The organism is Wolbachia endosymbiont of Folsomia candida, from assembly GCF_001931755.2.
Taxonomy (GTDB): Bacteria; Pseudomonadota; Alphaproteobacteria; order Rickettsiales; family Anaplasmataceae; genus Wolbachia.
In genome coordinates, this window is the sequence record NZ_CP015510.2 from 1,007,615 (window position 1) to 1,027,182 (window position 19,568).

Below are 19,568 nucleotides of genomic sequence, written 5' to 3' on the forward strand. Positions count from 1 at the left end.
TATTAAGAAATTTTTAATTATTCTTAACGTATTATAAATTCGGCATTACTTCTTATATTTAGATGTAGAATTAAAAGAGCTCATTATCAATAGATATAGGATCACACACAGAATCTGTCACTGGTTCCATATTAAATGCAAAATATCTATTATCTCCTAAATAATTCTTAATATCGTATTCAACCTTTACATAATTACCATTTGGGCATGTCCAATTTTCCCCTTGTTGTGCAGGGAACATGTATTTATGATTAGGGAAAGTAAATTGTTCATTACCTCTAGATGCTGCAGCATGATACCTCACATTTTCACCATGTACATCACAATCCGTAATTTTAGCACATTTTGTTTGAATAACCATAAACAACTCCTAAAAAATATAAATTATATTATACATAAAAGTTATTAAGAAATTTTTAACTATTTAGTTTGCAATAAGTACAAATAAGCCATTTTGGTGGTTAACACAACTATCACAGATCTTTAAAAGTAAAATTTTGAAGTAACATCAATCTTAATATATTATAAATTAGACATTACTTCTTATGTCCAGCAATGCCCTTGAACATACCCAATCTCTTTCGCTGGATTCATCTCATGTGGATAACATTCACCTTCTGATGAACAATTATCACTAAAGTATTCAGCCTTTACATAACGACCCTTTGGACATATCCAGTTTTTCTCTGGTTTCGCAGGGAAAAGGTCTTCATAATGGGCATAAGTAAATTTTTCATTACCTTTACATGCGTCAGCATAATACAGCACCTCTCCATCATCCAGCAATCTACAATTCTTGATTGCAGCACATTTTGTTTGAGATACCATAAATAACTCCTAAGAAATATAAATTATATTATATATGAAAATTACTAAGAAATTTTAACTATTATTTAATGATCTATAAATACATCACAATACTCGTCATAATAATCACGATCTTTCACTGGCTCAGCCATCATTACAGGACATAGATTACCGTTACAATCACGAGTGTCGTATACAACCTTTACATACCTATTACTTGTTTGAAGATTACATAATTCCCGTTGCTTCGCTGGATCATCCACATCGTAAGTAAATTGCTCATGGCCTTTATATAAAATTGCTTTTAAATAAACCCGCATCTTTTCACCATACGTGTCACAGCGCTTGAATTCAGCGCATTTTGTTTGAATAGCCATAAATAACTCCTAAAAAATATAAATTATATTATACATAAAGATTATTAAGAAATTTTTAACTAAATTATAACTAATGCAGTATATTGTACAATTTATTTAACCACGTATAAAAATTTTAGTTTGATTAAAACAGATAAAAGCTGTATCAATGTTTAGTATAGCTGGAAAATGAAATGATCCCGTAGCTCAGCCGGTAGAGCAACTGACTTTTAATCAGTGGGTCACGCGTTCGAATCGCGTCGGGATCACTCACAAATTTAAAAAAACATGCTAAAAGAACAGGACAAAATATTCACTAATTTAAATGGTAAGGAAAGTCCTTTGCTCAAGGGCGCAAAAAAGCGTGGCTCTTGGCAGAAAACTAAAGATTTCTTGGATTTAGGATCAGACAAAATCATTGATGAAGTGAAAAAATCTGGCTTAAGAGGAAGAGGAGGTGCAGGGTTTTCTACTGGCCTTAAATGGAGCTTTATGCCCAAAAATCTTCCAAAAGAGCAGCCAACATATTTAGTAGTAAATGCGGACGAGTCAGAACCTGGTACATGTAAAGATAGGGACATATTGCGACATGAACCACACAAGTTACTTGAAGGGATTGTGCTGGCTGGCAAAGCGATAAATGCGTCTGCTGCTTACATTTACATCAGAGGTGAGTTTTATAACGAATATTTAATTCTAAAAGAAGCACTTGAGGAAGCCTATAAAGAAGGTCTAATAGGAAAAAATGCCTGCAAATCAGGTTATGATCTTGATGTGTTTATTCACAGAGGTGCAGGCGCTTATATATGCGGAGAAGAAACAGCTCAACTTGAATCAATTGAGGGAAAAAAGGGCTTTCCTCGCATGAAACCTCCATTTCCTGCAGGAGTTGGACTTTTTGGTTGTCCCACTACGATAAACAATGTCGAAACTATAGCAATGGTACCAGATATTCTAACACGTGGTGGTGAATGGTTTGCATCTCTTGGTAAGCCAAATAATACTGGTACTAAAATATTTTGCATTTCAGGACATGTAAATAATCCATGTAACGTTGAAGAGGAGCTTGGAATTCCACTACGTGAATTAATTGAAAAATATGCAGGTGGAGTCCGTGGTGGTTGGGATAACTTACTTGCGGTAATACCAGGTGGATCTTCAGTGCCATTAATTCCGAAATCTATATGCGATACCATTGAAATGGATTTTGACTCACTAAGGGCAGTTCAATCAGGGCTTGGTACCGCTGCTGTAATCGTGATGGACAAATCAACTGATATAATAGCTGCAATAGAGAGGTTATCGCATTTTTACATGCATGAGTCCTGTGGGCAATGCACACCATGCCGTGAAGGCACCGGATGGATGTGGAGAATCATGAAAAGGATGGTAGCAGGAAATATTCAGCCAGGTGAAATAGACAAATTACTTGACCTTACAACTCAAATAGAAGGACACACCATCTGCGCACTTGGTGATGCTGCAGCGTGGCCAGTCCAAGGGCTAATCAGACATTTTCGCCACGTTATTGAGGAGAGATCAATAGCTTAATTCATAGAATAATCTTAATTGCAAATTTTATTAAAGGTTATTTATATCAAAACTGATTTTAATAAAAATTTAACTTTATAAAGGTATCCATGCATTTAATTGTGTATGGAAGAGTGCTATGTTGACAACTATAAAAGGCGCGATAGCTAAAAAAAACACTAACATAGGAGATGTAGTTGCTGGTGGAAGAGGTAACCCTGGAAAAGTCACGTCGAAAAGTGAATTTTCTGAAGATGTGAGTGGGCTTAATAATGGTAATAAAACTTCTAAACCTACTGTACGCCCTGCTGTAAATTCCAGTGAGCCTAAGGGTACAAAAGCTTCAAGATTGCGTGAAAAACTAGCACAAGGTGCAAAACAAGTATTTAGTCAAGGCTCTAAAGGTCCGGAAAAAAAGAAACAAGAGAAACCTGAGAAGATTAAACATAAAGGTAAAAATACTTTAGTATCATCAACAACGATGACTATAGAACAAATTCAGCCAAGGCTAGAGAATAAGGAACAAAAGAAACCGATGGAATTATCTGAGGATCTAATATCTGAGAGACCAATAAGACCAATGACTATACAGCAAACCAAGTATTCATTGGGAATAGCAATTGATAAAAAGAGTATTCCGCATATTATAAGTATAATCAGTAATAATGATAAAACAATAGAGAGCGAAATTGGTTCAAATAATACTGAAATTATAGACTTAGTAGATAAAGCAGCTGATGTGAAAGATGAAAGTCAAAGCAAAACTGCTTATGCAATAGCTAAAGAACAGGAAAAGAAGGAATTTCTAGCAGTTGTAGATAATGCACGTGCAAAACTGGAAGAAGCTAAAGAACAGGAAAAGAAGGAAGTTCCAGCAGTTGTAGATGATGCACGTGCAAAACTGGAAGAAGCTGAAGAACAGGAAAAGGAGAAAGTTCTAGTAGTTGTAGATGATGCACTTGAACAAAAGAGATCTGATTCTAAACCTACAGAATCAACAACGATGACTATAGAAGACATTGAGTTAAATTTAAAAAATTTGATTAATAAAAAAGGTGTTATTGATGACAACACTCTACATAGTATCATATATTTAGTAAAAACGAATGATAAAACAATAAACGAAGAAATTGATTCGTGTAATATTAGTATTATGGAGCTAATACTCCAAGCAGCGCATAATGTGCAAAATAAATCAACAGGAGAAACTACTCACAAAATTGCTAAAAGGTTAAATATATCAGAGTTTCTAGACATTGTACAAAATGCATATGAAAAATTTCATGACTTAAAAAAAATAGATAAAATATACAATAAACAGAAAAAAGGTTGTGTTCAGTTTTATCAAGATTTATTTACTTTAGATGATACATCAGATGAAATGTACAATGAACAGGAAGAGGGTTTTATTCATTCTTGTCCAGATTTATCTATTTTAGATGATACATCAGATGAAATGTACAATGAACAGAAAGGGAATTATGTTCAGTCTTGTCCAGATTTATCTACTTTACATTTATCTACTTTATATCGTACATCAATCATAGGTGATGGCTTAATGCAAAAATATAAAAAATTTGATACAATTCACTATTCAACACGATTGCAATTTCCAGATGAAGGAGAAACATCAGCGGAGATTGTTGAGGAAAGTGGTAATAAGGAGACTGATAGTAAATCACTGGAAGAAAGTGTGCGACAACTTGAAAGGGAGGCTGACAATTTTCGCATAACTATGGAAGGATCACAAATAGGAAATAAAACAAAAACAGAACCACAAACCCCTACAGAATCACCTATACTAAGTAAGAACTTAGATGAACCTAAAGGAGTTAGTGGTGATAGTGGAATGGGTTCACCTGAACCAAATCCTGCTGCTCCAGCTCTAGGAGCAAGTTTACAAAAACAGCCTGATGATGAACAAGATAGTGGAATAGATTCACCTAAAAAAAAATCAGGATCAAAAGAGTATGAAGAAAAGATGAGACTAAATCATCCAACCAAAACAAGATCTAAAAGACCAAGTAGACAAAGACCTCCTTCTAAATACCATAATCAATTCTTAGGAGGGACTGAAGATAATACACATAAGAAAGAGCTACCACTTAATACTGAAAAAGTTCCAGAGCAAGTCACAAAAGAACAGGAACCTGCTGTCATTCCAGTGCCTGACGCTGAAATCCAGGAAGATCAAAATAAGATCCCAGCGTCACGCGCTGGGATGACATTAACTAGTTCTGAAAAACCTGAAGTACCAATTAAAGAAGAGCTAGAACCTGTTATTATCCTAGTACCTGAAGCTGCAAAAGATCAAATTAAAAAAGAGCCAACACCTGCTGTCGTTCGAGTAGCTGACACTAGAATTAAGGAAGAACAAAACATGCAGATCCCAGTGTCAAGCACACAACTGTACGAACGTCTAATTTAGCGATAAGATAGGAAAAAAATTAGGGTGTGAAGTGTGTTTTATTACAAAGAAATAATATCAAAATTGCCGAAAGCAGTGTTAGATGAAATAGGCAAAGCGGTTGGCGTTGATTACAAAGTGGGCAAACTTACGGGAGAAAATATATTTAATTTACTGCTGTACAGCATATTGGAGAAAAACGAGCTGAGCTTGCGGACTATCGAGGAAAATTATCGTCGGATGTTTTGCCTGAATACGCGCCATTCATCGGTGGCAAGCCGCTTAAAAACGATACCAATTAAGTACTTCGAAAGAATTTTTTCGTTCGTTTTACAAAGTTTTTGTAACCAAAAAGACCAAGAAAAGCTATTAATTATAGATTCCACAACCCTGCAGTTATCGAGCAAATTACTGCAATCTGCATACCATGGCGTGGTGGTGCAAAGAATATGGTAAAGTGCACCGTTGCCACTGACGGCAGGTTTGCAAAGTTGCTGAACTTGTATACTCAAGCCAAGGGCTCCTCTGACAGCACATCGTTCCGGGAAATGATTTTAAATCACGGTCAAGAGTCGATTTGCATATTTGATCGAGGACTGCAAAAACGTGCAACTTTCGAGGAGTTTATAGATAAAGGCATACATTTTATCACACGTGGCAACGATAATATTCGTTATCAAATTGTGCGTATCCACGGAAAAGTTGCAGGCATGCAGACTGGAACGCTTGAGCTAATGGAAGATGTAGTAGTCAGGCTGGGGCAAAAAGGTTCAAGATTTTTGTCGTTTGAAATCAGGCTAATTAAAGCGCAAAATCGACAGAATGGCGAAGTTCTCACATTTTTGACTAATATTTATGAAATGTCTGCTGAAGAAGTCTGCGCTCTTTACAAAAGGCGCTGGTCAATAGAAGTTTTCTTCAAATTTATCAAGCAGGAGCTCAACACGAAGCATTTTCTTGGACATAGCAAAAACACAATTTTGGTCACACTATACATGATTCTTATTGCTTCGGTTTTATTAACAGAATACAGAAAACGCAGCGAAATCAAGAGTTATAAGTTTGCAAGGAGAGCTTTTATGAATGAACTCAGGCTTGAAATCCTAAAACCTGTCATTGAATATTGTGGTGGAAACCCAGAAAAAGTCTACGATTATTACCTTTTTCACTTTCCATAACAAACGTTCGTACACTTGTGTGTCACGCACTGGGATGACATTACCTGATACTATTATGACATTAATTCCGCAGGAAAAAGCACTAGAATCTGATGTCACTCAAGCGCATAACACTGGACTCCAGGAAAAAGAAAATCAGATACAAGCTGACGCTGGAATGACAGAGGATAATGCAAGAGATCAAGTGACATTATCCACCCAGGAAGAAACCACAGACAATGAGGACAATGCTAGAAGTCAAATGACATTACTCCCTCAGGCAGAAACACCAGACAATGAGGATAATGAAAGTCAAATAGAACAACAAGCAACCCTAAGTAATGAAGATAACAATGAATGTACTCTACTTACAAAACAATCAAGTAACAAAACATCTTACACTACAATTGCAATAGGTTGCGCTTTTCTTGCGGTTGGGTGTCTTGTTGCAGCAGCAATAATGCAATCACTAGTATTGCTGGGTATAGGAGCATTGCTCATTATAGGAGCAGCAATTACATCGTATTTAACTCCTTCGACTAAAATGGAATCTACGAATATCAATGCTCACGTTAATGTAGAACAAACTCTTTAGTATGGTGCCACACGTTCATTAAATTGACGTTATTAGTAAAAACATCTATAAATAAATTATTATCTAAGTTGAAAGTGTGGAAACTGACATAGTAATAATAGGCGCTGGACCAATTGGAATATTTACTGCTTTTCAAGCAGGAATGCTTGATATGAAGTGCCATATAATAGATATTCTGAGCCAAGCAGGTGGACAATGCACTGCTCTTTATCCAGAAAAGCCCATATATGATATACCAGGTTATCCTATTATCACTGCGCAAAAGCTCATTGACCAGCTAATGGAGCAAGCTTCACCATTTAAACCTATTTATCATTTTGGTCAAAAAGTAGAAAAAATCTTGGACGATAACTGTGGAAATTTTACTGTAATGACTAGTACAGGCACAGAGGTAAAATGTAAAGCTGTTATCATTGCTGCAGGTAATGGAATGTTTGAACCTAATCGTCCACCTTTGGATTCTATATTAGAGTATGAAAATAAATCTGTATTTTATAGTATAAATAAAATTTCTAATTTTCAGAACAAAACTATAGTTATCGCAGGCGGTGGTGATTCTGCAGCGGATTGGACGGTAGAGCTTTCTAAAGTTGCAAAGAAAATTTATGTGATACATAGAAGAAAGGAATTTCGTTGTACCCCAGAAACCAAAAATAAATTAGAATTATTGGTAAACGCTGGAAAAATAGAGCTCGTAGTACCATATCAGTTGCATGAGCTGGTTGGAAACAATGGACAACTGAGTTCAGTAATAGTGAAAGACATTACAACTAAGCAAGAAAAAGAAATATTTGCTGATTTTTTACTACCATTTTTTGGATTATCAATGAATCTTGGTCCAATAAATAATTGGGGAATACAGTTGGAACATAGCCGCATAGTTGTTGACCCTGCCACGCTAAAAACAAGTAGAGACAAAATATATGCAATTGGAGATATAGCTACTTATTCAGGAAAATTAAAGCTAATCTTAAACGGATTTGCTGAAAGCGCCATGGCTTGCTATGATATATACAGGATTATTTACAACTCCCCAGTTAATTTTCAATATTCAACTTCAAAAGGAGTTCATGGGGAAAAATAAACAAGAAAAAGTATACTAAGTATAGAGTTATTTTAAGAAGACAAATTATATTTTCTACTTTTTATTTACAACTACGATATTGAACTATAGAATTAGATCATAAAAGGGCGATTAGCTCAGCTGGTAGAGCATCTCGTTTACACCGAGGAGGTCGGCAGTTCAAGTCTGTCATCGCCCATTTCTTGCAAGTTTTTCTGCATTCATTCTAGCATAACTAGAAAGTCTGCCTAGGATAGCCAATTTTAATCCGTCATATCCTGATATTATCTGCTTCGTGCTTGTTGAACGGCATTATAGTGTTGACTTGTTAATGGCTTCAATTTTTTTAATTCTGATGCTACTTCCTCTACCATTTGAGGATTTTCCTTGTTACTACTAGAGCCAAGAGCTATTTTGAATAACTTGAGCTTTTCTGCAGCTTTTTCCATATGCTCAGCTTCTTGTTGACGATCTAAACAGTCTATCTTAGCAACATCGTTAAATGATTGAATACTACCACTAATAAATTGAACCTTATTGCACATAGCAATCAAACCACTAAGATTAGCATCCTTCATTTTCCATATTTGATGTTCTTTAGTCTGATTGTTGTATAGCTTTGGGTTTACTTCACTGTTTTTTCTATCGCAAATGTATCCACCTTTCTCACTCATACTGCGATAATAACAATGACAACGTAAGATTTCCCAACATGTTTGATATATATGCTTTTGGATCTTGTATATTTCTTCTATACCCCCACATTTTTTGACTATTTCTGTAAATTGTTCCCGATTATCTACACTTTTCTTAAATTCTAATATCTTTTTTAACTTTTTATCATTTGGTTCTGCTTCTTGAGCACTGTTTTCTGGATAAATTGCATTTAAAATAGCAAGTAGGTGCTCTTCCTTAAGTGGTGATATGAAATAATTAAGTAATTTTTGGTAAGTCTTAGACTGAAAATAGTGAGTTATACTATTTTCAATGTATGTTTCTGCCTTATCTTTATCTACAATATTTTCATAATTACCATTAGCTAACTCTTTTATAAAAGCAGAGTTTTGCAATTGCTCAAATAGCAATACAATAGATGGATCTTTGGAAACATCAACATCAAGCTTTTCTTTTATAATTTTTTCCTTCTCCAAGTACTGCTTAATTGCATAATCACTTGAAATTATATTGAATACTACACTAGATATATTACTCAAATCTTGCTTGTTTAATGATTGTCTATGATCATATATCTCTTTAACCCATGAATTTTTTTTATTAATGTACTGTGTTATTTGTTCTTTCTGCTCTCTACTTAGAGTAGTAGTTTTAACTAACTTATCCAATAAAGTTTTTATAGTTTGGTTCAATTTGTTAAATTCTTCTTTTCTTTCTTCTGTTACAAATTCATGTAGATTTACCATCATAAAGCCTTCACTACTTTTACCCTTATCTTTTACCAAATTAAGAAGCTTTTTCAGTGCTAACCCATTGCTAATAATGTCTTTATATTTATAATTTTGAATTATATGCGCGTATGTTCTTTCATTTATTAATTCATCTTTGTTTTCATTATTTTCTAGCTTTTTCGCTTCTTGCTTAAATTCTTTGTATGAAGAACGTGTTTTGAACCAGTAGACAATTTTTGTAATCAACTCCAAAATGAAAGTTATCACGTGAGCTGACATAGGCAGCTGATAATTCTTTTTTATATCATCTTTATAAGAATAAAGTATCTTATATGTATCATTTAGAGCATTAATAAAATCATCTTTTGTTTTTTGATTATCATGATTGTTTTGGTTATATAAATCCTCGTACTCATTCCAGATAATTTCAATTAATTGATTTTCTAAATGACTAGAATCAATTTTTCCTGATGGCTCAGTATTTATATCAATATAACCTTGTATTTGTTTTGCAATCTTAGATCCAAGTCTTTTTACTAGTTCTTTATGATGTTTCTTATTAGCTTTATTCAGAGCTTTAATGTAGCCATTTTTTGTTAACTCATTAACATTAAAACTTACCTTTACTCCTGATTTTGTAACAAGATGAAAAATTGGCTGTTGTGCCCAATTTAGTGCTCTATTCCTACCAAAACCCTGTATACTTTCAGCTGGATCATTAATATTTTCATCCGTTTCATCTATGATAATGCCAACATTGCATAAACTCAGATCATTAAATCCAGTAGTCTTTTCACTGGTGATATAGCTACCTATCAGCCTCTTTTTAGATAATTTATCAACCACTTTTTCGGTGTATTCTGGAGGACAATAGTTAGGTTCGTAATAATATTGTTTCGTCGTATCATCAAGTGCTTCTATAGTACTTAATTTATGTTTTATTTTACTCTTTAGTTCATCATGACCATCCTCAGATAACTTAAATGATTTTTCTTCTAAATTAAAAAATGGTCTATTATCCTCAATTTCTGTAGCACTCTTTTGTAACCCCTTAACTAAAAAGATAGTTTTATGTTTTTTACAAAATGGTTGTAAATCTGATAACAAATTCCGGCTACTATACTCATCATGAATTTTTTGATCAAGTGACCAGTTATCAACGATCATTTTAAGGAATTTATCGTCACCCTTGTTTTTCATTAAAGTATTTAAAACTATAGCTTCCTGCTCTGCTATATCTTCAGCTATACTCTCTGGAATACCTTCACTAATAAGATTGCCTAATACTTGAGTTTTATATTCTTCAATAGTTTTGGATGATAATTTTACCTTAACTTCTTCAACTAATGAGTTCAAATCGTGGCGTCTTTTGTTATCTAAGGTGATACTATCATAACCAGTAAGGTCTGAAATGGTATTTTCAATGATGCCATGCAGAACATGAAATTCTTGATATCTTGCAGCATTATTAGAATAATCTACATTACGTTCTATAAAATCTTTTGCTTTATTTGAATCATACCCGTGATGATCCATTAAATAATTACATAAACCTGCTTCCCTCAATTCCTGTTTCGATTTTTCATATCTTTGCAAATAAGCTTCATCTAATTTTTCTCGATGAGTAGATAAGACGCTTAATCCAAAAAAATTATATACATTTTCACGAGAAACTTTATTTCCATTTTCGTATGCGCTACCAATCTGATCACCATGTAGCATAAGGTGAAAATTGACTACTGCGTCATGATTACCACGCCCAACCAAACCTAAAAATTTTTCCCCTATTGGAAGATGAACATTCCATCTCAAGCTTTTCCTGATATCATCTTCACTATTATTATCAGCACTTGATACATAAAAAGGGTCAGTAACTTTTCTATAAATCACAGATTCCTCAATGCTGCTAATGAATTTATGTGCTGAGCTCAATCTTTCTTTCTCGATAACGCTAGCAAACCATAATGCTATCCTTTCTCCAAAATTAAATTTGGATTTCTTCTTAGCTCTCTCGATACGGCTTTTTGCTATTTTAGTTTTTACAACAGGTGCTTTGGAAAGACCCTGTTCTTCTTTTTCTCTCAGAGAAAGATTTATAACACAACCAGCTCGTTCAGCAATAACTTCCGAAGGTGTTGCAGTTAAAAATGCAATGGGATTTTTCAAATCTTCAATACTTTTTTTATATAGTTCTACCTCAGTTGCCTTATGTGCTTCATCAACACTAATCCACCATTTATTATTTTTAGCAAATAAATGTTTAAACTCACCTAACTTTTCTTTAAAGAGAGTATCATGAGTAGTTATTATATGTGAATTAGGATCTATATTATTAGTTGTACCTTTATCACATAACTTTACTTTATCAGTAATACTATTTGGCAGTAGTCTGCAAAAATCTTCTCTTAGTTGATTTGCTAAAGCATCCTGATGAACTGCACAAACTCCATGATAACCTGCTAAATCCAATACAAAAGTCCACAACGCTTGTGTGAATGATTTTCCAGATCCTGTTGCCATAGCAATTAACACGTCAGGATTTTTTGTACCATCATTTGCATGATTGATCATTTGATAAAGGTTGGATATATGTATTGGATATAAATCGATTTTATCAGGACCACCGATTGTATGGTTATCTATGTTAGTACTAAAAGCATAATTGCCGTTATTGTTGCAACTAAGGATTAACTCATGCTTATTACATAAATTTGAAAAATCCTCACCATTATACTCATTTTTCGGTTTAAATTTTATGTCCTGAGTTTGAATTTCTTGATTATCGTCGCTTTCATAACCTGAATCTTTGTCGTCAGATACTGCATTGCTGACAATTTTTACATTGTATTTACCATCGGAACTTTTTTCTATATGAATTTCATAATCCTTTTTTCCTATTTTTACTTTTTCAGAAAATTCATCTACTTTTTTTTCTTTGATTAACTCTGTTACAAACTCATTTAGTGATAAGCCCCTCTTGTCATTTATACTAAAATAACTGTTTTTTTTATCATTAAGCATATCCAATAAAAGGTATCCTAGATATACCTTTTTTCCTGCTTTAACAATTTTAGACTTTTCTTCAATGTTTAACATATCTCCTCCATAATTAACTTATATTATAGACAGATAATATTAAAAATGCAAGTGATGTTGATAATATTACAATAAAGTTAACTTGAAGTGGCTTGATTTTAACACTACATATGATAATTTAATAAGACTGTATAGTTAAAGCGTTTTTACAATCTATAAATATTATAATATACTCTAAGCTAACTAAATTATGTAAAGCAGTACGGATTTCTATGAGTAGCTAAACAGGAGAAAGGTATTTGTTATCCAGATGAACATTTTTATATTACATGAAGATCCAATAATTGCAGCACAGATGTTGTGTGACAAGCATGTGGTAAAAATGATATTAGAAACTGCTCAATTATTGAGTAGTGTTTTTTGGGTAGCAAAAGAATCATGTCCTTCAGTAAGCATTACAGATAAGAATATATCAGTTCCATATAAACTTACTCATAGAAATCACCCTTGTTCTGTATGGGCAAGACAATCAAAAAAATTCGATTGGTTGATAAGCCATGGAAAAGAATTATGTAAAGAGTACACTTACCGGTATAAAAAAAAGCATAAGTCAGAAAAAGTAATAGATTGGTGTGATAGTAATAAGGACTTGCTTGTTTTTCAATCAACTGATATGCAAGCTTTTGTACAAGCACTACCAGAGCAACATAAATGTAATGATGCTGTAGAAGCTTACAGGAAATATTATCTGCAAGACAAAATGAGATTTGCTAAGTGGGAAAAAGGTAGAGAAGTACCAGACTGGATAATAGAGTATCCAAGCTGAATAACTGAACTTTCTACTGATCAAATAAAGCAACTGCTAGAGGAAAATACTCTTTAACTATTAATTTACAATATCGTAGGAAAACAGACCTGGTGAAAGTTTCTTAACTTTTCCTTAACTGCCAGGAATATGTTTAGCAACACACAATATACTAGTATTCACATATGAGGCTTGTATGCGACAATGAGCTTATTTGGAGTATTGAAATGACTGAGGCACAAACACAAACTATATCTAATGAAACATTCAGTCAACTTGCTGAAGAGTATAAGAAGCAAGCTGGTTTACTAGATTACTTAAAGAATTTTGTCAATAGAAATAGTAACTCTGCTATAGATAACTCTAAATGTGATTCTAGTTATCTAAGTGATGATCATGAAATAGTTAAACAAGTTAAGATTAAAATTAATAATTATGTAGGACAAGTAGAGAAAACATTTGTAAAAAAAATAGAAGATGGAGAAACAAGTTACAATGTAAGAGCTAAGGTAAAAAACAATGAACAGGTAAAAGTAAGTGAGTTTTTAACTAGTGATTTTTGTAAGGAAAATAAAATTTCAAGATTTTCGTTAATGACAAGTGATGAGAAAGATGCAATATCCTGCACAATTGATAAAAATAATCTAAGGTATTATAACATCGAGGGTGATTTACCTATAATAATGACCTTAAATTGGTATGTAGGTGAAAGAAAATGTACTATTAAGATAGAGCTTGGTACTAAAAATAATGTAAGAATTATTGAGCGTAACGGTGTAAGTGACCAAGATTTGGCAGAAAACAAGGATGTAAGAATGGGTAATATACAAAAATCTAAGTCTTTAGTTGAAGCTTTATCAGTACAAAGTTTTGAAATAATAACCACTATAAAAGATAAGGAAGAGCAACAATTAATAACGTTCACTGAAGTAGAAATAGAGCAAGCAGAGCAAAAGGAAGAACAACAATCAAGCTTACTGAATAAAGTAGAAGAAGAGCAAAAAGATAAAGAAAAGCCACAATCAACAATACTCACTGAAGTAGAAATAGAGCAAGCAGAGCAAGAAGATCTGGGGTTTCGTTATTTTTAGCACCAATGAGTTTTACAACCACGGAGCGTAAAGAAGGGAAAATTGAAGCAAAACTGTTATACCTATGTTATATGGTAAGTTTTTCTTGGCTGCTCATAAGCTAAAATAGCCCTCTTACGCTCTACTCCCCAGCGATATTTGTGTATTGCTCCAGATTTACTAATAACACGGTGACATGGTATCAAGTAAGCAATAGGATTATTGGCAATTGCATTTGCGGCAGCGCGTACGGCCTTTGGGTTACCAACCATATGTGCAATATTTTCATAGCTTGTTGTTATGCCTTTAGGCATTGAAACTAACGCCTGCCACACCTTAACTTGAAAGTCTGTCCCCTTAACAAATAAATAAAACATTTTTTCAGAGCTCGTGCTGTCTCCCATAAAAACATTTTGTATTATACTTCCAGTAATTACTATGTCTTGTTTGAGTTGTGCTTGTGGCCATGCTTTTTTAAGCACCTCAATGGATGAGACTTCAGTATCAACAAAAGATAGATGACAGATACCTTCTTGAGCAACTCCTATAAGACATTTCCCAAATAAAGTAGAATGAAGCCCATAAAAGATTTTCAAACTACTTTTGTACTCTCTAGGAACCGCAGGTTTAAATATAATCATATGTTTGATTTAACTCTACTAACAAAAATCCTTGAAATCCTCTTATTTTACTAACCAGTTGTAGGATGAAATTACGGTATGACGTAATTACTTATTTCCACTATAACTAACAGCTACATTTTTACGCATATTATCCAGTAGCAAGTTGCTTTGAATCATAATCTTTTGTTGATAAATCTGCTGCGTAATTGCTTCTACATCTGCCACATTACTTTTGATATCACACACCATCATTAACCTTGAAGTACCATTATCTTTTGATGCTACTATCTCATTGACACTTGCTTTGCTGAATAAAATCTGTAAATCGGGATTTAAATCTCGTATTTTTACTTCAAATTCTCTTGTGTCTGGCAATTTTAAATTACTTGCCAGCTCACCAAAATTGGAACAATTAGCTTTTTGTTCCTTCAGACTATTTAATAAACTTCCTGAATCTTCAACAATAATTTGTTTTAATTTTAAAGTACTTGTGAGTAGTGCATGATTAAGCTGTACCTTATCAATTATTTTTATAATAGAGTAACCTTCCCTTATACTTTCTGGATCAGCAACATCCCCAATTTCCAAGCTTTCTAAAACGCTCTTAAATTTTCCCTTCAATTGATTTAAATTAACCGTTGTTTTACGCACTTTGATTGAAGGTTCTATAATAAAGTCATTATTACTACTACGTAATTTTTTCGCTAAATCTTCAGCCACAGCATAAACATCCTTGTCTTTCTGATTGGAAATTATAAACTCCTCAAACGCGATAAGATAATCCGGCCTTTCTGTTTGTCCTTTTGCATCATCCACTTCTTTAGCACTTACATTGATAAATGGCACGATTCTTGCTTCAATAATTTTACTCCAGAGTATTTGGGATTTTATTTGTTTTCTCAAGATACCAAGATCTATATTGTGCTTTTTTATGTACTGATCAATTTCATCTGTCTTAAGTTTAAAACTTTGGGTTAGAAATAACACAAGGGCGCTATTTAACTCTTCACTGCTTAAGTTTATATTTAATCTCTTCGCTTCATTGAAGATTATGACTTCATCTATTAGTTGCCTCAAAATTTGAGGCTTCGCTTCATTTTTGTCAATATTTTGATTTCCAAACAATGAATTTATCAAATTAATCCGTTTCTCGATATCTAAACTTGAAATTGGCTCGCCATCTACATCTGCAATAATTTGAATTCCTACTGCAAATGACGTAACTGGCAATATCCATACCATTAATAGTAAAATCAGTATTCTAAACATAATATTATTCAACGAACAATCAATTATACAGTAAATACTTAATCAACGCTAGTGGTATGCTAGGACTCAAAAAACTTGCAAAATTTGTAATAACGCCATAACACTGGTACGACAAAATTGCCACATTTCCGCAGTGTATGAAAATTTTATTTTTTGATCAAAAAGTATGACATTTTTACCTGAAAACGATCCGATTGATTTATTTTCAAAGTGGTATGAAGAAGTGCTGAGCTCATCGTATAAAGAACCATATGCAATGACACTCGCAACTTGTAGCAAAGATTGCGTTCCATCTGCAAGGGTGGTATTGCTCAAAGAATATAGCAAAGAAGGGTTTGTATTCTTCACTAATGTAAATAGTAGAAAAGGAAAAGAATTAACTGAAAATCCTAAAGCTGCATTAGTATTTCATTGGATGAAATTTTCTAAGCAAGTACGAATTGAAGGAGATGTTAAGCTCATAAATGGTGGAAAAGCTGATAAATATTTTACCTCTCGTGCACGTGATAGTCAAATTAGTGCATGGTGCTCAAAACAATCTAGTGTTCTAAAAAATTGGCAAGATTTTGAACAACATATTGAATTAAAAAGCATCGAATTTTGTGATCAAAAAGTTCCTCGTCCTGATTTTTGGGTAGGATTTTGTGTAATACCAAAAGTAATCGAATTTTGGCAAGAGGGTGAATATAGGAGGCATATTAGATTTAGATATACTTTGATTGAGGAAAATAATTGGACACTAGAACAATTATACCCTTAGTATTTTAATACTTCTCATCACTGTACATCTAAAAGCTGCGAATAAAACCCACTTCAATATTATGAAGTTTGAGATCATCTTCTCCAAATGGAGGTATAGAAGAAAAATAGCAATAACCCACGCTAATCTTTGGTGACTCTAATGATGACGCAATAGAATAATTAACGCCAAGCTTAATTTGAATGGCTAGTCTATAATCAGCAATAATATCAGTAAGGAGAAAATCAGAATCTCGCTTCATAGCGACTAAACCGCCCCCGAAGCCAAAGTATGGGATTAAGGGAATGCTTTTAATTACAGGTTCATAATATATGTTTGACATTAATGAAACCATATTTCTATCATAAAACTTTGTGCCATCAAAAAGCTTGATTTTATTCAGAACCATCTCAATTTCATACCTTTCGGTAAAATATCTATTAGAGTTATATATTCCCCAGCTAGAGCTGTATAAAAATTGAAAATCAGCTTCAAGATTGGAATTGCTGATACCTGCAATTTCTTCTCCCAATGCTTTCAGAACACTTATGGTATTACCTGTTAAAGCTCCTTTAGCAACACTTAGACCTGCGTGCACTGTATTAGCCTGTGTTTTAACAGCATCTTGAAAATTATTGGATATGGCTCTGCCAACAGCAAACCTGGTATAAAATCCTTTCCCTATTGATTCAAATCTTTCATTAGAAAAGCAAACAGTGGATAATAAAAAACAGAGAGAAAATGCCGTAAATAGAATAAATCTGGCATACATATAACTCCCATTACTAACATAGCATATAAGTAACCAGGATAGAATTTTTGTCAACTATTATTTTGTTTTAACAGTGCAGTTCTATCTTAGATGGTAGCCTCCTATACTTCACTCTTTGGACTGTGCATCTAAAATAAAAACTTGCGTATATTTTTGATCCAACATAAACTACTAATTATTTAATTAATATTATTAATTAGTAAGTAATATGCGCCCTGTAATACTGTGTGGTGGTAGTGGCAGTAGACTTTGGCCTTTATCACAACCAAAACAATTTCAAAAAATATTTAGCAATCACACTATGTTTCAGAGCACTTTACTGAGGCTGAAAAGTAGTTATATGCCTCCAATCATTGCTACAAATATAGAGTACGAGTCATTAGTGATAAGTGAATTACATGCTTTACAGGAGTATAAAGTAATTTTTGAACCAGTAAAAATTGGAACAGCAGCAGCAATATTAATTTCTACACTCCTCTCCAATGAAAATGAAATAATGTTAATTCTGCCTTCAGACCATTTTATAGGCAATTTGAATAATTTTTATAATTCAATTGAAAAAGCATCTGAGGTAGCCAAGGAAAACGACACTATAGTGACTTTTGGAGTCAAGCCACACGAATTTAATTCTGAGTATGGGTATATCGATACAATCTATGATCACAAAAAAAAGTATCATACAGTAAAGAATTTCATAGAAAAACCCGCGTATGAGATGGATAACAATCATTATTGGAATTTAGGTATATTTGTATTTAAAGCAAAACACTACATCAGCGAGATCAAAAAACTCGCCCCAAATCTTTATAATTTATGCTGTAACAGTATAACACATTATACACAGCAGGAAAAACTTCTTTATTTGAAAGAGCAGGATTTTAAGGGGATAGAAGATATATCTGTTGACTACTTAGTGATGGAAAAAGCAAAAAATGTCTCAATGATCGAATCTGATTTTGATTGGATGGACGTGGGAACATGGAGTGCAATTTTAGAACTAAATGCGAAGTGTGAGATAAAACCTGCACAACATTCTCTGCGGGAAGATAATTCAAATAGACTTCTTTCGAAACTCGCTTGTGAGAGGCAAGTGCTAGGAGCACACGGAGCGGAAAACCGCAGTGTATTGAACATACATGAGGATTTGAGCACCGAAGCGACAACGCAATTTCCCACAGAAGTAGAGTTTCGAAAGAAGTCTAATGAACTAAGTAGTGTAAAATCTACTTACACGCAGCAAAATAGACCTCTTGCAAAACCTGTTTGTGATGAGGAATTTTTAGGAGGAGTGAAGATGAGCACCACAGAATACTCGAATGTATTTGAGGAGCGCAGACGAGCTTCGACGACAAAATTGCCTTCAGAAATCGGGTTATGCAAGAGGTCTAATGTTCCAAGCAAGAGTCTAATGTCATTTATTAATAAAATCAAAAAAGAGACAGTAGTTAAAAAAGAGATCAAGCCATGGGGATTTTATAGTATCATTTTAATAGGCAAAAATTTTCTTATAAAATATCTTTTTATAAATCCACTAAGCTGCACTTCTAAGCAGTTTCATAATTATAGAGATGAATATCACATAATACTGTCAGGAGCTGGATATGTTAGTGTGGGCAATAAAGTGCATTCTATAACCCAAAGTCATATGATAGAAATTCCACGAAACGTTTCTCATAGAATTGAAAACAGAAGTGAAAATTCTCCACTTGAGATCGTTGAATTTCAGATTGGAGAGCATTTATCTGATGATGATATAGTAAGATTGGATGATGTATACGGAAGGATATAGTTATCTAGCAAGAGCGGAAACTGGAGTCCAGATTTTTTTACAACTGAATCCTATATAAATAATATGACAGAAAAAATGGTAAATCTTATCCATTTTAGCTATATTCCCAATACAATGAATCTAATGAATTAACAGTAGCCGATT

17 protein-coding genes and 2 tRNA genes are annotated in these 19,568 nt (G+C 33.4%); 12 read left to right on the plus strand and 7 right to left on the minus strand.

Features of this window, described 5'->3' with window-relative positions:
• Nucleotides 1–70: 70 nt before the first annotated feature.
• From ASM33_RS04600 to ASM33_RS04610, 3 genes are all read right to left on the minus strand, one after another.
• Entirely contained in the window at nucleotides 71–361 is a 291-nt protein-coding gene (locus tag ASM33_RS04600) for a hypothetical protein (protein WP_110410177.1), read from the minus strand.
• 182 nt (nucleotides 362–543) lie between these two features.
• A complete protein-coding gene (locus ASM33_RS04605) occupies nucleotides 544–828 on the minus strand; it encodes a hypothetical protein (protein ID WP_110410176.1) in 285 nt (94 codons plus the stop codon).
• 65 nt (nucleotides 829–893) lie between these two features.
• Nucleotides 894–1,184: a hypothetical protein gene (locus tag ASM33_RS04610; RefSeq protein ID WP_110410175.1), complete on the minus strand. Its 291-nt coding sequence runs from the start codon at nucleotides 1,182–1,184 to the stop codon at nucleotides 894–896.
• 175 nt (nucleotides 1,185–1,359) lie between these two features.
• On the opposite strand from ASM33_RS04610, the gene ASM33_RS04615 reads away from it, so the two are divergent.
• The 8 genes from ASM33_RS04615 (at nucleotide 1,360) to ASM33_RS04650 (ending at nucleotide 8,114) form a co-directional block, all read left to right on the plus strand.
• A tRNA-Lys gene (locus ASM33_RS04615) sits at nucleotides 1,360–1,432 on the plus strand.
• A gap of 19 nt (nucleotides 1,433–1,451) precedes the next feature.
• Nucleotides 1,452–2,714 carry an NADH-quinone oxidoreductase subunit NuoF gene (gene nuoF, locus ASM33_RS04620; RefSeq protein ID WP_110410174.1) on the plus strand — a complete coding sequence of 421 codons (1,263 nt, stop codon included), beginning with the start codon at nucleotides 1,452–1,454 and terminating at the stop codon, nucleotides 2,712–2,714.
• 118 nt (nucleotides 2,715–2,832) lie between these two features.
• A complete protein-coding gene (locus tag ASM33_RS04625) occupies nucleotides 2,833–5,121 on the plus strand; it encodes a hypothetical protein (protein ID WP_110410173.1) in 2,289 nt (762 codons plus the stop codon).
• A gap of 33 nt (nucleotides 5,122–5,154) precedes the next feature.
• Entirely contained in the window at nucleotides 5,155–5,556 is a 402-nt protein-coding gene (locus ASM33_RS04630) for a hypothetical protein (RefSeq protein WP_110409715.1), read from the plus strand.
• On the plus strand, nucleotides 5,550–6,278 hold the full coding sequence (locus tag ASM33_RS04635; protein WP_110409534.1) for an IS4 family transposase: 729 nt from the start codon (nucleotides 5,550–5,552) through the stop codon (nucleotides 6,276–6,278). Before ASM33_RS04630 ends, ASM33_RS04635 begins: the two co-directional genes overlap by 7 nt.
• 19 nt (nucleotides 6,279–6,297) lie before the next feature.
• The gene (locus ASM33_RS04640) at nucleotides 6,298–6,852 is read left to right on the plus strand and encodes a hypothetical protein (protein ID WP_162297607.1); all 555 of its coding nucleotides are present in this window, start codon (nucleotides 6,298–6,300) and stop codon (nucleotides 6,850–6,852) included.
• 76 nt (nucleotides 6,853–6,928) lie between these two features.
• Nucleotides 6,929–7,936 carry an NAD(P)/FAD-dependent oxidoreductase gene (locus ASM33_RS04645; RefSeq protein ID WP_110410171.1) on the plus strand — a complete coding sequence of 336 codons (1,008 nt, stop codon included), beginning with the start codon at nucleotides 6,929–6,931 and terminating at the stop codon, nucleotides 7,934–7,936.
• A 105-nt stretch (nucleotides 7,937–8,041) separates the two neighbouring features.
• A tRNA-Val gene (locus tag ASM33_RS04650) sits at nucleotides 8,042–8,114 on the plus strand.
• An 85-nt stretch (nucleotides 8,115–8,199) separates the two neighbouring features.
• Here the strand turns inward: ASM33_RS04650 and ASM33_RS04655 are convergent.
• Entirely contained in the window at nucleotides 8,200–12,417 is a 4,218-nt protein-coding gene (locus ASM33_RS04655) for a DEAD/DEAH box helicase family protein (protein WP_110410170.1), read from the minus strand.
• 250 nt (nucleotides 12,418–12,667) lie between these two features.
• On the opposite strand from ASM33_RS04655, the gene ASM33_RS04660 reads away from it, so the two are divergent.
• Complete coding sequence (locus ASM33_RS04660; RefSeq protein ID WP_110410169.1) at nucleotides 12,668–13,183, plus strand: pyrimidine dimer DNA glycosylase/endonuclease V; 516 nt, start codon at nucleotides 12,668–12,670, stop codon at nucleotides 13,181–13,183.
• Between the two features lie 206 nt (nucleotides 13,184–13,389).
• On the plus strand, nucleotides 13,390–14,253 hold the full coding sequence (locus ASM33_RS04665) for a hypothetical protein (protein WP_157956381.1): 864 nt from the start codon (nucleotides 13,390–13,392) through the stop codon (nucleotides 14,251–14,253).
• Nucleotides 14,254–14,315: 62 nt separating this feature from the next.
• Here ASM33_RS04665 and ASM33_RS04670 read toward each other — a convergent pair whose 3' ends face one another.
• Nucleotides 14,316–14,873: a methylated-DNA--[protein]-cysteine S-methyltransferase gene (locus ASM33_RS04670; RefSeq protein ID WP_110410167.1), complete on the minus strand. Its 558-nt coding sequence runs from the start codon at nucleotides 14,871–14,873 to the stop codon at nucleotides 14,316–14,318.
• A gap of 87 nt (nucleotides 14,874–14,960) precedes the next feature.
• Nucleotides 14,961–16,124: a SurA N-terminal domain-containing protein gene (locus tag ASM33_RS04675; RefSeq protein WP_110410166.1), complete on the minus strand. Its 1,164-nt coding sequence runs from the start codon at nucleotides 16,122–16,124 to the stop codon at nucleotides 14,961–14,963.
• 166 nt (nucleotides 16,125–16,290) lie between these two features.
• Between ASM33_RS04675 and pdxH the strand changes: the two genes are divergently transcribed.
• Nucleotides 16,291–16,884 (plus strand): pyridoxamine 5'-phosphate oxidase, encoded by a 594-nt coding sequence (gene pdxH / locus ASM33_RS04680; RefSeq protein WP_110410165.1) that lies wholly within the window; start codon nucleotides 16,291–16,293, stop codon nucleotides 16,882–16,884.
• Nucleotides 16,885–16,912: 28 nt separating this feature from the next.
• On the opposite strand, the gene ASM33_RS04685 is transcribed toward pdxH, so the two are convergent.
• Nucleotides 16,913–17,635: a P44/Msp2 family outer membrane protein gene (locus tag ASM33_RS04685; RefSeq protein ID WP_110410164.1), complete on the minus strand. Its 723-nt coding sequence runs from the start codon at nucleotides 17,633–17,635 to the stop codon at nucleotides 16,913–16,915.
• Between the two features lie 208 nt (nucleotides 17,636–17,843).
• On the opposite strand from ASM33_RS04685, the gene ASM33_RS08715 reads away from it, so the two are divergent.
• Nucleotides 17,844–19,424 (plus strand): sugar phosphate nucleotidyltransferase, encoded by a 1,581-nt coding sequence (locus ASM33_RS08715; protein WP_237342876.1) that lies wholly within the window; start codon nucleotides 17,844–17,846, stop codon nucleotides 19,422–19,424.
• Nucleotides 19,425–19,568: the final 144 nt, after the last annotated feature.

Coding starts and splice junctions, on each gene's coding strand:
- ASM33_RS04600 (WP_110410177.1), bottom strand. CDS start 361: ATGGTTATTCAAACAAAATGTGCTAAAATTACGGATTGTGATGTACAT.
- ASM33_RS04605 (WP_110410176.1), bottom strand. CDS start 828: ATGGTATCTCAAACAAAATGTGCTGCAATCAAGAATTGTAGATTGCTG.
- ASM33_RS04610 (WP_110410175.1), bottom strand. CDS start 1,184: ATGGCTATTCAAACAAAATGCGCTGAATTCAAGCGCTGTGACACGTAT.
- nuoF (WP_110410174.1), top strand. CDS start 1,452: ATGCTAAAAGAACAGGACAAAATATTCACTAATTTAAATGGTAAGGAA.
- ASM33_RS04625 (WP_110410173.1), top strand. CDS start 2,833: ATGTTGACAACTATAAAAGGCGCGATAGCTAAAAAAAACACTAACATA.
- ASM33_RS04635 (WP_110409534.1), top strand. CDS start 5,550: ATGGTAAAGTGCACCGTTGCCACTGACGGCAGGTTTGCAAAGTTGCTG.
- ASM33_RS04655 (WP_110410170.1), bottom strand. CDS start 12,417: ATGTTAAACATTGAAGAAAAGTCTAAAATTGTTAAAGCAGGAAAAAAG.
- ASM33_RS04660 (WP_110410169.1), top strand. CDS start 12,668: ATGAACATTTTTATATTACATGAAGATCCAATAATTGCAGCACAGATG.
- ASM33_RS04665 (WP_157956381.1), top strand. CDS start 13,390: ATGACTGAGGCACAAACACAAACTATATCTAATGAAACATTCAGTCAA.
- ASM33_RS04670 (WP_110410167.1), bottom strand. CDS start 14,873: ATGATTATATTTAAACCTGCGGTTCCTAGAGAGTACAAAAGTAGTTTG.
- ASM33_RS04675 (WP_110410166.1), bottom strand. CDS start 16,124: ATGTTTAGAATACTGATTTTACTATTAATGGTATGGATATTGCCAGTT.
- pdxH (WP_110410165.1), top strand. CDS start 16,291: ATGACATTTTTACCTGAAAACGATCCGATTGATTTATTTTCAAAGTGG.
- ASM33_RS04685 (WP_110410164.1), bottom strand. CDS start 17,635: ATGTATGCCAGATTTATTCTATTTACGGCATTTTCTCTCTGTTTTTTA.
- ASM33_RS08715 (WP_237342876.1), top strand. CDS start 17,844: ATGCGCCCTGTAATACTGTGTGGTGGTAGTGGCAGTAGACTTTGGCCT.